This window comes from Novosphingobium piscinae (assembly GCF_014230355.1).
Lineage (GTDB): Bacteria > Pseudomonadota > Alphaproteobacteria > Sphingomonadales > Sphingomonadaceae > Novosphingobium > Novosphingobium piscinae.
In genome coordinates, this window is record NZ_JACLAX010000002.1 from 175,245 (window position 1) to 188,566 (window position 13,322).

The 13,322-nt window shown below is 69.4% G+C and carries 11 protein-coding genes; 7 read left to right on the forward strand and 4 right to left on the reverse strand.

The genetic code is table 11. The annotated features are described in order from the left end of the window. Window positions 1-57 precede the first annotated feature (57 nt). The 4 genes from H7F53_RS02740 to H7F53_RS02755 all read left to right on the forward strand — a co-directional run bounded on the left by H7F53_RS02740 (window position 58) and on the right by H7F53_RS02755 (window position 4,999). Window positions 58-1,557, forward strand: coding sequence for a M20/M25/M40 family metallo-hydrolase (locus H7F53_RS02740; protein ID WP_185677950.1), 1,500 nt, complete (start codon window positions 58-60; stop codon window positions 1,555-1,557). Window positions 1,558-1,706: 149 nt separating this feature from the next. Beyond that, entirely contained in the window at window positions 1,707-3,164 is a 1,458-nt protein-coding gene (gene guaB / locus H7F53_RS02745; RefSeq protein ID WP_185678125.1) for an IMP dehydrogenase, read from the forward strand. Between the two features lie 88 nt (window positions 3,165-3,252). Next, complete coding sequence (locus tag H7F53_RS02750) at window positions 3,253-4,428, forward strand: RsmB/NOP family class I SAM-dependent RNA methyltransferase (protein WP_185677951.1); 1,176 nt, start codon at window positions 3,253-3,255, stop codon at window positions 4,426-4,428. A 43-nt stretch (window positions 4,429-4,471) separates the two neighbouring features. Continuing rightward, on the forward strand, window positions 4,472-4,999 hold the full coding sequence (locus tag H7F53_RS02755) for a tetratricopeptide repeat protein (RefSeq protein WP_343061872.1): 528 nt from the start codon (window positions 4,472-4,474) through the stop codon (window positions 4,997-4,999). A 22-nt stretch (window positions 5,000-5,021) separates the two neighbouring features. On the opposite strand, the gene H7F53_RS02760 is transcribed toward H7F53_RS02755, so the two are convergent. Next, the gene (locus tag H7F53_RS02760) at window positions 5,022-5,516 is read right to left on the reverse strand and encodes an RNA pyrophosphohydrolase (RefSeq protein ID WP_185677952.1); all 495 of its coding nucleotides are present in this window, start codon (window positions 5,514-5,516) and stop codon (window positions 5,022-5,024) included. Between the two features lie 227 nt (window positions 5,517-5,743). Here H7F53_RS02760 and H7F53_RS02765 point away from each other — a divergent pair, with 227 nt between their 5' ends. The 3 genes from H7F53_RS02765 (at window position 5,744) to H7F53_RS02775 (ending at window position 10,296) form a co-directional block, all read left to right on the forward strand. Further along, on the forward strand, window positions 5,744-7,630 hold the full coding sequence (locus H7F53_RS02765) for a 2-oxoacid:acceptor oxidoreductase subunit alpha (RefSeq protein WP_185677953.1): 1,887 nt from the start codon (window positions 5,744-5,746) through the stop codon (window positions 7,628-7,630). Window positions 7,631-7,772: 142 nt separating this feature from the next. Beyond that, window positions 7,773-8,843: a 2-oxoacid:ferredoxin oxidoreductase subunit beta gene (locus H7F53_RS02770; protein ID WP_185677954.1), complete on the forward strand. Its 1,071-nt coding sequence runs from the start codon at window positions 7,773-7,775 to the stop codon at window positions 8,841-8,843. 82 nt (window positions 8,844-8,925) lie between these two features. Then, window positions 8,926-10,296, forward strand: a complete 1,371-nt coding sequence (locus H7F53_RS02775) for a cryptochrome/photolyase family protein (protein ID WP_185677955.1) — start codon at window positions 8,926-8,928, stop codon at window positions 10,294-10,296. A gap of 331 nt (window positions 10,297-10,627) precedes the next feature. On the opposite strand, the gene H7F53_RS02780 is transcribed toward H7F53_RS02775, so the two are convergent. The 3 genes from H7F53_RS02780 to purF form a co-directional block, all read right to left on the reverse strand. Beyond that, window positions 10,628-10,969 (reverse strand): PilZ domain-containing protein, encoded by a 342-nt coding sequence (locus tag H7F53_RS02780; protein WP_185677956.1) that lies wholly within the window; start codon window positions 10,967-10,969, stop codon window positions 10,628-10,630. 91 nt (window positions 10,970-11,060) lie between these two features. Continuing rightward, a complete protein-coding gene (locus H7F53_RS02785; RefSeq protein WP_185677957.1) occupies window positions 11,061-11,783 on the reverse strand; it encodes an SDR family NAD(P)-dependent oxidoreductase in 723 nt (240 codons plus the stop codon). A gap of 4 nt (window positions 11,784-11,787) precedes the next feature. Continuing rightward, on the reverse strand, window positions 11,788-13,278 hold the full coding sequence (gene purF, locus H7F53_RS02790; protein WP_185677958.1) for an amidophosphoribosyltransferase: 1,491 nt from the start codon (window positions 13,276-13,278) through the stop codon (window positions 11,788-11,790). Between the last annotated feature and the right edge of the window lie 44 nt (window positions 13,279-13,322).

A 13,322-nucleotide genomic window follows, 5' to 3' on the forward strand; every position in this document is an offset into this window, starting at 1 on the left:
CGGATTTTCTTGGCTAAATCTTGCTGGCAGGCGCGTTGTCGTTCACAACTGACCGCGATGAAGCGTGTGCTCCCAGCGATGAAGCGAGGTTTGGCTGCGACGCTTGTCGCTGCCTCCCTTGCTGCGTCCGGACCGCTCGTCGCGGCAGCGCCCAAACGCGACCTGGCGCTCGAGGCGGCGCTGCTGGCGCATATCAAGGTGCTGGCCAGCGATGCCTTCGCCGGGCGGGAGCCGGGCACCGAGGGCGAGGCCGAAACGCTGCGCTATCTGGGCAAGCAGTGGTTCGACATCGGCCTGGTCTCGGGCACCAATGATCCCGGCCATGCCTGGTTCGCCCCGGTCAACCTGGTCGCGCGCGAGCCGGCGGCCTCGGCTGCGGTGTTCGCCCGCAAGGGCAAGCGGCTGTACATGCCGCGCGACGCGACGATCATGCTGACCTCGGGCAAGCGCGCGCTGGTGGAGAATGCGCCGATGCTGTTCGTCGGCACCGGTGCGGCGATCGAGCAGCTGGCGCGCAACGAGCTGGCCGGCCGGGTGGCCGTGCTGCTCGACGGCGGGGTGCGCGACAGCGAGCGGCAGAACGCCCTGCTCAAGGCCGGCGCCGCGGCGGTCCTGACCGTGCTGGACAGCGACCGCACGCTCGAGCAGGTCGCGGCGCGCCGGCGCCGCTCGGGCTATGCGCTCGCCACCGACAGTCTTGGCGGCGACCTTGAGGGCTTCATCACGGCCGAGGCGTTCGACCGCCTGCTGGTCGGCAGCAGTGCCGGTCTCGCCGCGCTCAGGACGGCCGCGGCCGTGCCGGGATTCGTCCCGCGGTTGCTCGACCTCACCGCGACGATGGAGGCGACCACCCGCGAGACCACGATCCGCACCCATAACCTGATCGGCAAGCTCGAAGGACGCCGGCCTGAGGCCGGGGCCGTGCTGTTCATGGCGCACTGGGACCACTTCGGGCGCTGCGCCGATGCCCCGGCCGAACACCTCGTCTGCAACGGCGCGATCGACAATGCCAGCGGCGTGGCGGCGCTGACCGAGGTCGCCCGGCGGCTCAGCCGTGGCCCCCAGCAGGAGCGCGACATCTACTTTGTCGCGACCACCGCCGAGGAGCTCGGGCTGCTCGGCGCGGCGGCCTTCGCCGAGAATCCGCCGCTCCCGCTCAAGCAGATCGTTGCGGCCTTCAACATCGATTCGGTCGCGATCGCTCCAGCCGGGACACCGCTGGCGATCGTCGGGCGCGGGATGACCCCGCTCGATCCGCAGATCCTTGCCGCGGCCAAGGCCAACCGGCGGGTGATCGTGCCCGGCACGGCGGCCAATGATTACGTCAAGCGGCAGGATGGCTGGATGCTGCTCCAGCACGACGTGCCGGCAGTGATGGTGACGAGCGCCTATGGCAATCTGGCCCTGCTCGAACGGTTCTTCGAGACCGATTACCACCGCCCGAGCGACGTGGTGAAACCCGGGCTCGAACTGGGCGGCGCGGCCGAAGATGTCAGCTTCCTGGTCGCGCTGGGCCGGTGGTTCGCCGATCCGCGCCGGGTGCCGCTGACGCGCTGATCGGCCCCGCGCGCACGGTCGCGGAAAGCCGCGGCAACCGCCTTGTGCCGCGCCACCCGTGCGGTTACATGGGCCGCCACAATCGACCCCAGGGGCCCGGTCCGGCCCCGAAACAGGCCCTCTAGACAGGCAGGCATCCCGTGGCACTGATCGACATTCCCCTCGGCCTTACCTTCGACGACGTGCTGCTGCGTCCGGCCGAATCCGACATCTTGCCGTCGATGGCCGACACCCGCACCCGGCTGACCCGCGACATCGCGCTGAACATCCCGGTGATCTCTTCGGCCATGGACACGGTGACCGAGGCGGACATGGCGATCGTCATGGCGCAGCTGGGCGGGATCGGCGTGCTCCACCGCAACCTCTCGGTCGAAGAGCAGTGCGCTGCGGTCCGCGCGGTCAAGCGCTTCGAAAGCGGCATGGTGGTCAACCCGATCACCATCGCTCCTTCCGCGACCCTCGGCGAGGCCCGGGCGATCATGCAGGCGCACCGCATCAGCGGCATTCCGGTGGTCGAGGACAACGGCCGGCTGTGCGGCATCCTGACCAACCGCGACGTGCGCTTCGCCGACAACCCGGCCCAGCCAGTGCGCGAGCTGATGACCAGCGAGAACCTCGCCACGGTCAACGCCGGGGTGACCCAGGAAGAGGCACGGCGGCTGCTGCACCAGCGCCGCATCGAGAAGCTGCTGGTGGTCGACGAAGGCTATCGCTGCATCGGGCTGATCACCGTCAAGGACATCGAGAAGGCGGTGACCTATCCCAATGCCACCAAGGACGGGGCCGGACGGCTGCGGGTGGCGGCGGCCACCACCGTCGGGGACAAGGGTTTCGCCCGGACCGAGGCGCTGCTGGCCGCGGAGTGCGACGTGGTGATCATCGATACCGCGCACGGCCACAACCGCGACGTCGCGCGCGCGGTCGAGCGGGTCAAGCGCCTGTCCAACGCGGCCCAGGTGATCGCCGGCAACGTGGCCACCGCCGAGGCGACCCGCGCGCTGATCGATGCCGGTGCCGATGGCGTGAAGGTGGGGATCGGGCCCGGCTCGATCTGCACCACGCGGATCGTCGCCGGGGTCGGCGTGCCGCAGCTGACCGCGATCATGGACGCGGCCGAGGCCGCGGCCGCGCGCGGGGTGCCGGTGATCGGTGACGGCGGGCTGCGGACCTCGGGCGACGCTGCCAAGGCCCTCGCGGCGGGCGCCTCGACGGTGATGGTCGGCTCGATGCTGGCCGGCACCGAAGAGGCCCCGGGCGAAACCTTCCTCTACCAGGGGCGCGCCTACAAGGCCTATCGCGGGATGGGCTCGGTCGGCGCGATGGCGCGCGGCTCGGCCGATCGCTACTTCCAGCAGGACATCAAGGACCAGATGAAGCTGGTGCCCGAAGGCATCGAGGGCCAGGTGCCCTACAAGGGCCCGGCCAAGGACGTGATCCACCAGCTGGTCGGCGGGATCAAGGCGGCGATGGGCTATACCGGCTGCGCCACCATCGACGAGCTGCGGACCAAGGCCAACTTCGTGCGGATCACCAATGCCGGGCTCAAGGAAAGCCACGTCCACGACGTGACGATCACCCGCGAAGCGCCGAACTACAAGGTCGGTTGAGGCGAGGGGAGCCACCAGCGACCCGAACGGGACCAGGTATGGTGGAATCCAAGTCGGTTTTGGCCTGTCCGATCCAACGGGCCCAGCCATGACCCCGCAGGCGCGGGCCCAAGCTGCGATCGAGATCCTCGACGCGGTGATCGCCGCTGCCCGCAGCCGGGGCGCCCCGGCCGACCGGCTGTTCACCGACTGGTTCCGCACCCGCCGCTTCGCCGGCAGCAGCGACCGGCGCGCGGTGCGCGAGCTGGTCTATGCCGCGATCCGCACCTGCGGCGAGGTGCCTGCCACGGGCCGCGCGGCCCTGCTGGCGCTGGCGGGCGAAGATCCCGCGCTGGCCGCGCTGTTCGATGGCTCGCGCCACGCGCCCGCGGCGATCGCTCCCGGCGAACCGGTCGCGGTCAGGGCCGTGGCGCCGGCCTGGCTGGTCGAGGCCCTCACCGCCAGCGGGCTCGGCGCGGCCGAGCAGCTGGCCCTGCTCGGCCGCGCCCCGCTCGACATCCGGCTGAACCCGCTCAAGGCCGCGCTGGCCGATCTGCCCGAGCCGGGCGCGCCAACCGTCGCGCCGCTGGGGCGCCGCTTCCCGCCGGGCACTCCGGTGGAACAATGGGAGGCCTACCGGGCCGGCGCGATCGAGGTGCAGGATGCCGGCTCGCAACTGGTCTGTACGGCGGTCGCGGCGCAGCCGGGCGAGCGCGTGGTCGATCTCTGCGCGGGGGCCGGCGGCAAGACGCTGGCGCTGGCCGCGGCGATGGACAACCGCGGCAGCCTGCTGGCCTGCGATGCCGATCGCGCGCGGCTCTCGCGTCTGCCGCCACGGGCCGAGCGGGCCGGAGTGACCATCGCCGAGACGCGCCTGCTCGACGGCGGCCGCGAGGCGGCGGCCCTGACCGACTGGCAGGACCGGGCCGATGCCGTGCTGGTCGATGCGCCCTGTTCGGGAACCGGCACTTGGCGCCGCAATCCCGAGGCGCGCTGGCGGCTTGATCCGCGCGAGCTTGAGCGGCTCACCGCGCTCCAGGCACGGCTGCTGGACGTCGCGGCCGCGCTGGTCCGTCCGGGCGGACGGCTGGTTCACGTGGTCTGTTCGCTGCTCGACGCGGAAGGGGCCGACCAGGCCGAGCGCTTCCTGGCGCGGCATCCCGATTGGCGGGCCGTGCCGCTGACCCTGGGTGCCGGGCGGGCGCGCGGCGCCGGGGTGCGCCTCACCCCCGGACACGATGGCACCGACGGGTTTTTCGTCGCAAGGCTCGAACGGCTGTGTTAGCCATGCGGCGATGCATGACCGTTCCTGGAGGGATGGCGGCCGCGTGACCGACTTGCGGGAGAGCCTGATGCGATTTGCCCCGGCTGGAGTTGCCTTGTCCCTGGTGCTGGCGCTTTCGGCCAGCGTTGGCCAATCGGCGCCGCCCCAGCCGCTCGATCCCCGCGCTGCCGCGCTGGTCGCGCAGGGCCGCGCGGCCCTGTCGGGCGGGAACGCCGATGGCGCGATCGACGCGTTCGAGGCCGCGCTCGCGATCCAGCCCGGAGCGACCGCGATCACGCTTGACCTTGCCGACGCGACGCGTCGCCAGGGTCTCCAGGGCAAGGCGCTGCACTATTACCGCGAAGCGCTCGAGCGCGATCCCCAGAACCTTACCGCGATCTCTGGCGAAGGCGCGGCGCTGGTCGAGAAGGGTGCAGTGGAGAAGGCCAAGCGCAACCTCACCCGGCTGCAGGGGCTATGCGGCGAATCCTGTGCCGAGACGCGTGAGCTTGCCGCCCTGATCGCCAGGGCAGGGGCAGCGCAGATGGTTTCGGCGGATTCGGTGAAGGCCACGCCCACGGCGACCAACTGAGCCGTTTCGCTGGAACCTGAGCTCAGATCAGCTCGCGGAATTCCTCGACCACGGCGCGGTAGACGCGCTTCTTGAACGGCACGATCAGCTCGGGCAGCTGGTCCGCCGCCACCCACTTCCACTCGCGAAACTCCGGCGGATCGTGCGCCTCCAGATTGATGTCGGCATCCTTGCCGGTGAAGCGGGCGAGCACCCAGTGCTGGCGCTGACCGCGGTACCGGCCGCCCCACAGCTTGCCCATCAGCTCGTCCGGAAGGTCGTAGAGCAGCTCCTCGCGGGTCTGGGCGATCAGCGTGACCATGGTCTCGGTCACGCCGGTTTCCTCATGCAGTTCGCGCAGGGCCGCTGAGCGCAGGTCTTCGCCCTCGTCGATCCCGCCCTGCGGCATCTGCCAGGCATCGCCCTCGGTCGTGCCGGGCCGTGTGTCGATCCGCTTGCCGACGAAGACCAGGCCAGCGCTGTTGACCAGCATCACGCCCACGCATGGACGATAGGGCAGGGCGGTGAAGTCGTTCATGGCCAATCCTGGTTCCCATCGCCGGCGCGGCCCATCCGGCATGCGGACCGCGCGGCTGCTCCTTGGCCGTTACCGCGACGGTCCGGGCTTGACTAGGCGAATGCGACGGCCTTTGGCTGAAAGCATCGGTTTGTCGGCCTGACGTTTTTCTGGATTGCGGTCGATACCGACCGGTGGCTTAGGGCGGCACGACGCAAAACCGGGGGTTTCCCCCTGCGAGGACAAGAATGGCAACAGTTTTGGCCGAACCGAATTCCCCCGCCCGCCCGGGCGATGCCGCAGCCCCCGAAGCGGTGGTCGTGCGGTTTGCCGGCGATTCGGGTGACGGCATGCAGCTCACCGGCGGGCAGTTTACCCTGTCCACCGCCCTGGCCGGCAACGATCTGGCGACCTTCCCTGATTTCCCTGCCGAGATCCGCGCGCCGCAGGGGACGCTGTTCGGCGTCTCGGCCTTCCAGATCAACTTCGGTTCGACCACGATCGAGACCGCCGGCGATGCCCCGGACGTGCTGGTGGCGATGAATCCGGCGGCGCTGAAGACCAACGTCCAGGCGCTGAAGCCGGGCGGATTGATCATCGCCGACGCGGGCGAGTTCACCAAGCGCAACCTGGAAAAGGCCAAGTACGAGGTCAATCCGCTCGAGGACGGCAGCCTGGCCAAGTGGGACCTGCTGGCCTTCGACATTTCCGCGCTGACGCTCGAATCGGTCAAGCCCTTCGGTCTGGGCAACAAGGAAGCCCTGCGCTGCAAGAACATGTGGACGCTGGGTCTGGCGCTGTGGATGTTCGACCGCGACCGCGCGCCGCTGGTCGAGTGGCTGAAGGACAAGTTCCGCAAGAATCCGGTGCTGGCCGAGGCCAACATCGCCGCGCTCAATGCCGGCCACGCCTATGGCGAGACTGCCGAGCTGGCCGGGCCGCTCAAGAAGCTGCACCTCGATCCGGTGCCGACCCCGGAGGGGCTCTACCGCACCGTCACTGGCGCCGAGGCGGTCAGCCTCGGGCTGGTCGCGGGGGCTCAGCTGGCCGAGCTGCCGATGTTCTTCGGCGGCTATCCGATCACCCCGGCCTCGGCGATCCTGCACAACCTCGCCAAGCTCAAGGAGTTCGGCGTCACCACCTTCCAGGCCGAGGACGAGATCGCGGCGATCTGCTCGGCGATCGGCGCCTCCTATGCCGGCCAGCTAGGCGTGACCAGCTCGTCCGGCCCGGGCATCGCGCTCAAGGGCGAGGCGATGGGGCTGGCGATCATGACCGAGCTGCCGCTGGTGATCGTCAATTCACAGCGCGGCGGGCCATCGACCGGCCTGCCGACCAAGACCGAGCAGTCCGACCTCTACCAGGCGGTCTATGGCCGCAACGGCGATGCGCCGCTGCCGGTGATCGCCGCGCGCAGCCCGGCCGATGCCTTCGAGTGCGCGATCGAGGCCTGCCGCATCGCGGTGCAGTACATGACCCCGGTGATGCTGCTGACCGATGGCTACATCGCCAATGCGGCCGAGCCGTGGAAGGTGCCCGACGCCGCCGCGTTCAAGCCGTTCCCGGCGCAGTTCCTGGCGGCCAACAACAATCCTGCCGGGGGCAAGGTCCTGCCCTACAAGCGCGACGCGCGCGGGGTGCGGCCGTGGATCAAGCCGGGCACGCCGGGTCTGATGCACCGCATCGGCGGGATCGAGAAGGCGCCGGACACCGGCGATCTCGATTACTCGCCGGCCACACACCAGCTGCAGACCGATGCCCGCAAGGCCAAGGTCGATGGCGTGGCCCAGGGCATTCCCGCCCAGGAGGTGATCCTGGGCGAGGCGGGCAGCAAGCTCGTGGTGGTCGGCTGGGGCTCGACCTACGGTCCGATCATCCAGGCCGTGCGCCGGGCTCGCGCCAAGGGGCTCGACGTCAGCCACGTCCACGTCCGCCACATCTGGCCGCTGCCGGCCAATCTGGGCGACCTGCTCAAGAGCTACGACCGCATCCTCGTGCCCGAGATGAACACCGGCCAGTTCAAGACCGTGCTGCGCGACCAGTTCCTGGTCGATGCCCGGCCGCTGACCAAGACCAGCGGCCAGCCGTTCACCATCGCGGAAATCGAGGCCGCGATCGAGGAGGCGCTGGCGTGATGGTTCGTCAGCTGCCTCGCCCGTTTCGTCATCCTGAACTCGTTTCAGGACCCATCCTTCCCCACGCGGCTCCGGTTCCTGAGGCGCGATGGACCCTGAACCAAGTTCAGGGTGACGTGGAATTTCTGTCAGGACGCAGCGCATGAACGACATGACCCCCATCGCGAAGGTCCAGACCACGCTGAAGGACTGGGAGACCGATCAGGAGGTGCGCTGGTGCCCGGGGTGCGGTGACTATGCGATCCTGAAGGCGGTGCAGCGCACCCTGCCGGAAATCGGCGCCGATCCGTCGAACACCGTGTTCGTCTCGGGCATCGGCTGCTCGAGCCGGTTTCCCTACTACATCGAGAGCTACGGCTTTCACACCATCCACGGTCGTGCCCCGGCTGTGGCGACCGGGATCAAGCTGGCCAATCCCGAGCTCGACGTCTGGCTGGTGACCGGCGACGGCGACGGCATGTCGATCGGTGGCAACCACACGATGCACCTGCTGCGGCGCAACCTGAACTGCCAGATCATGCTGTTCAACAACGAGATCTACGGCCTGACCAAGGGCCAGTACTCGCCGACCAGCCGCGAGGGTACCAGCAGCCCGTCGACGCCGATGGGCTCGGTCGACCACCCGGCCAGCCCCTGCGCGTTCGCGCTCGGCTCGGGCGCACGGTTCATCGCCCGCGGGTTTGACGTGTCGAAGGAACTGCCCGGCGTGCTCAAGGCCGCCCATGCCCACAAGGGGGCTGCCTTCATCGAGATTTTCCAGAACTGCATTGTCTACAACAAGGACCGGTTCGAGGACTTCGCTGCGCCGAAGGGTGCCGAGCAGAGCCAGTTGTGGCTCAAGGACGGCGAGCCCATGCTGTTCGGCTCGGAGAAGAGCGGCGGGATCAAGGGCATCGCGCTCGACGTCGCGGCGCTGACGCTGAAGGTGGTTGACGTCGCGGTGGGGGCCGACGGCACGCCCGACTGGCAGGCCGCCGGGGTGATCGTTCACAACGTCCGCAACAAGGCCGTGGCGCACATGCTGGTGGAAATGCCGTTCGGCCCGTTCCCGATGGCGCTGGGCGTGATCTTCGACGACCCGCGTCCGACCTACGAGGACGCCGTGCTCGGCCAGGACAGCCGCGCCCGCGAGGGCAAGGCCGCCGATCTCGGCAAGCTGCTGGCCAAGGGCCAGACCTGGACGGTCGGCGCCCCGGTCTCCGATCCGGCTTGACGTCCTGCCGGTCCTGTCCGAAGGGGCAGGTTCGGGAAAATGGCGCTAGTCACCCCGCTGCACGGTTCGGTACCGATTGGTCATGTCAACGCCTACCATCGTCTGGCTCCGCCGCGACCTGCGTCTGGCCGACCAGGCGGCTTTCCACGCAGCGGCCCGGCAAGGGCCGGTCATTCCCGTCTACGTCCTCGATGACGAGGTCGCGCAGCATCGCCGCATGGGCGGGGCGGCGCGCTGGTGGCTCCACCACAGCCTGCGCAGTCTCGATGCCGATCTGCGTGCGCTCGGTTCGCGGCTGGTCCTGCGCCGGGGCCGCTCGCACGAGGAACTGGCCGCGATCCGCCGCGAAACCGGTGCGCGCACCGTCCACGCGCTGCATCACTACGAACCATGGTGGCGCAATGCCGAACGCGCGGTCGCCCAGCATTTCGACCTGCGTCTGCACCACGGCAACTACCTGGCCCCGCCCGGCTCGATCACCAGCGGCGGGGGCGGTCCCTACAAGATCTTCACCCCGTTCTGGCGTGCATTGCAGCAGCGCTTGCCGCCGCCGATGCCGCTGCCTGCGCCGCAGCACCTGGCCCCGCCAGCCTTCTGGCCGGCCAGTGATCCGCTGGGACGCTGGCGGCTCCTGCCCAGCGCGCCCGACTGGGCCGGGGGCCTGCGCGACCACTGGCAGCCGGGCGAGGCGGGCGCGCAAAGCCGGCTGGCGCGGTTCGTGGTCCAGGCACCGTCCTATGAGCAGCGGCGCAACCTGCCGTCGGTCGGCGGCACGGCGATGCTGTCGCCGCATCTCCACTTCGGCGAGATCTCGCCCGCCCAGATCTGGCACGCGGTCGCCGGGCTGGGCGGCTCGGTGGAGACGTTCCTCGGCGAGCTGGGTTGGCGCGACTATGCCCAGAACGTGATCCTGCAGCTGCCGGACTATGGCAGCCGCAACGGCAAGACCCAGTTCGATGCCCTGCCATGGCGCAGCGGTGATGCGGCCGAAGCCGATCTGGCCGCATGGCAGAGCGGCCGGACCGGCTATCCGATTGTCGATGCCGGGATGCGCGAGCTGTGGCACACCGGCTGGATGCACAACCGCGTGCGGATGATCGTGGCCTCGTTCCTGATCAAGCACTTGCTGATCGACTGGCGCCGGGGCGAGCAGTGGTTCTGGGACACGCTGGTCGATGCCGACTATGCGCAGAACAGCGTCAACTGGCAGTGGAGCGCCGGAAGCGGGATCGACGCCAACATGTTCGTGCGGATCATGGCGCCGCTCAGCCAGTCGGAAATGTTCGGGGCGGGCGACTATATCCGCCGCTGGGTACCCGAGCTGGCCAGCCTGCCCGACAGCCAGATCCACGATCCCGTGCGCCGTCCCGATGGCTATCCGCGCCCGATCATCGGCCACGCCGAGGGTCGCGCGCGCGCACTGGCGGCCTTTGCCGCGGTCAAGGGGAAGTGAGCGGTTGTTGACGGGGGGCGCCCAACCAGGGGGCTCGGTACGTCGCTTTGCGCCCGAAGTCGGACGTAAGAAAAGGCAGCACCAAGCAAACAAAGCCCGCTCAGGCTGAGCCTGTCGAAGCCCACGCGCCGCCCCCGGCCCCACGCTCCTGCGACCGTTCCTCCGGGCAGAACCGCTGCGAACACCCAGCTCAACCGCCGTGCGTGGGCTTCGACAGGCTCAGCCTGAGCGGGTTTGGGGATGAGCAATTGTGTCGTCGGTGACCCTGTTCGTTGGGCCGACCAACTTCCGCTCCCCACTCAACCCGGACAGCCCCGTCTGCCCCTGGCGCTCAGACCGCGCTGCGCAGGGTGGTCTCGTGCTGCCAGCGGGCAAGGATGTTCTCCAGCACCACCGGGCTCAGCAGGTTGTCGAAGGCGCAGCCGACCAGACTGGCGTCCCACCAGATCACCCGCGACTGGAGTGACTGCAGCCCTGGCAGGGTGATCCAGCAGATCGTGTCGGGGCTCATGCGGTTGACCGCCGAGCAGCAGAAGCCGCCCAGCGACAGATCGTGCACCACCGTCTGGAAGGCCCGCCCGCCCGAGGCGCGCAGCACGGCCGGAATGCCGACCCGCGTGCGCGGGGCGCAGCGGTCTTCCTGGGCCGCGTGAAAATAGGAATCGCCCGTCATGCGCGTAGTCCTTTCTTCCAGGCCGGGCTGGGCCTCCCTCCAGCCAGCCTGTTCTCCCGAAAAGTGACCGAGAGAGGTTGAGAAAGGCCTGTCAGGACTGGTTAACGGTCTCGCGGTGCGGACTGGCGAAATCCTCGCCGAGCAGGGCGACCAGCCGTTTGGCGACCACCTCGGGCGGCTTGACCGAGGCGGGATCCTCGCCCGGATAGGCCCGGGCGCGCATGGCCGTGCGGGTCGCGCCGGGATTGACGATGGCGACACGGATCTTGGCGAGTCGGCCGACCTCCTGCGCGTAGCAGTCGAGCATCACCTCCAAGGCAGCCTTGGTGCTGGCATAGGCGCCCCAATAGGCGCGCGGCGCGGTGGCGACGGTGCTGGTCAGTCCGAGCACGCGGGCATCGGCGCTCTTGCGCAGCAGCGGGTCGAACTGGGCGAGCAGCGCCTGCGGGGCGAGCACATTGACGGTGATCGCCTTGTTCAGGCTGGCCGGATCGATCTGCGTCACCGAGGTCAGCTGGGGCAGGATCCCGGCATTGATCACGAGGATGTCGAGCGCGCTCCAGCGTCCGGCGATCGCGGTGGCAAGCCGGGCGATGCCGTCAACCTCGGCCAGATCGACCGGCGCGATCGTGGCCGAACCGCCCGCCTGATGGATGCGCTCTTCCACCGCCTCGAGCGCCTTGGTGTCGCGCGCGGTGAGAATGACGTGGGCGCCGGCCGCGGCGAGGGCTTCGGCCGTGGCGGCGCCGATGCCCCGGCTGGCACCGGTGACGAGCGCGAGCTGCCCGGCGAAGGGCTTGGCGGTGCCGGTCATCGCGTCAGGCGACCTTCTCGACCGCCTTGGCCAGTCCCTCGCGCTCGGCCAGGTCGGTCAGGCGGGTCGGGTACTCGCCGCTGAAGCAGGCGTCGCAGAACTGCGGGCAGGCATTATCGCGCCCGGCCAGGCCAACCGCGCGGTAGAGTCCGTCGATCGAGACGAAGGCCAGGCTGTCGGCCTGGATGAATTCGCCCATCGCCTTCACGTCCATGCGCGCGGCCAGCAGCTTGGAGCGTTCGGGCGTGTCGACCCCGTAGAAGCACGAGTGCTCGGTCGGCGGGCTGGCGATGCGCATGTGGACCTCGGCCGCGCCGGCCTCGCGCATCATCTGCACGATCTTGAGGCTGGTGGTACCGCGCACGATCGAATCGTCGATCAGCACGATCCGCTTGCCCTCCACGATCGCGCGGTTGGCGTTGTGCTTGCGCTTCACGTCGGCGTTGCGCGCGCCGTCCGACGGCTGGATGAAAGTGCGGCCGACGTAGTGCGAGCGGATGATGCCCAGCTCGAACGGCAGGCCGGATTCCTGGGCATAGCCGAGCGCCGCGGGCACGCCGCTGTCGGGCACCGGGATGACCATGTCGGCATCGGCCAGCGATTCGCGCGCCAGCTCGCGGCCGATCGCCTTGCGCACCTCGTAGACCGACTGGCCGCCCATCCGCGAATCCGGGCGGCTGAAATAGACGTGCTCGAAGATGCAGGGCCGCGCCGAGGGGTTGCCGAACGGGCGGTGCGAGCGGACCTTGCCGTCGAGATCGACCTCGATCAGCTCACCCGGCTCGATCTCGCGGACGAATTCGGCGCCGACCACGTCGAGCGCCACCGTCTCGCTGGCGAACACCGTGGCGCCGCCCTTGCCCTTGGGGCCGAGCCGGCCCATCACCAGCGGGCGGATGCCGATCGGATCGCGGCAGGCGATCATCCCGGCCGGGGTCATGCAGATCAGCGCATAGGCACCCTCGACCAGCCGCAGCGCATCGACGAAGCGGTCGAGCAGGGTGGGATAGCGGCTGGTCGCGACCAGGTGGATGATCACCTCGGTGTCCGAGGTCGACTGGAAGATCGCACCCTTCTGCACGAGGTCGCGCTTAAGGTGCATCGCGTTCGAGATGTTGCCGTTGTGCGCGATGGCGAAGCCGCCCGAGGCGAGATCGGCGAACAGCGGCTGGACGTTGCGCAGGCCCGAGCCGCCGGTGGTCGAATAGCGCACGTGGCCGGCGGCCATGATCCCGGGCAGCTCGGCCAGGGCCTCGGCGCTCGAGAAGTTGGCGGCGACGTGGCCGAGGCCGCGGCGCGAGTAGAACTCCTGCCCGTCGAAGCTGGTGATGCCCACGGCTTCCTGGCCGCGATGCTGCAGGGCGTGCAAACCCAGCGCGGTCATCGGGGCGGCATCGCGGGTGCCGATGACACCGAAGATGCCGCACTCCTCGCCCAGCTTGTCGGCATCGACGTCCCAGGGGGTCGCATCGGCAAAACGATCGGTCATGGTCATGAATTCTGGTCCGGCCCCGGGGCTGCGGTGCGGCCCCACGTTGC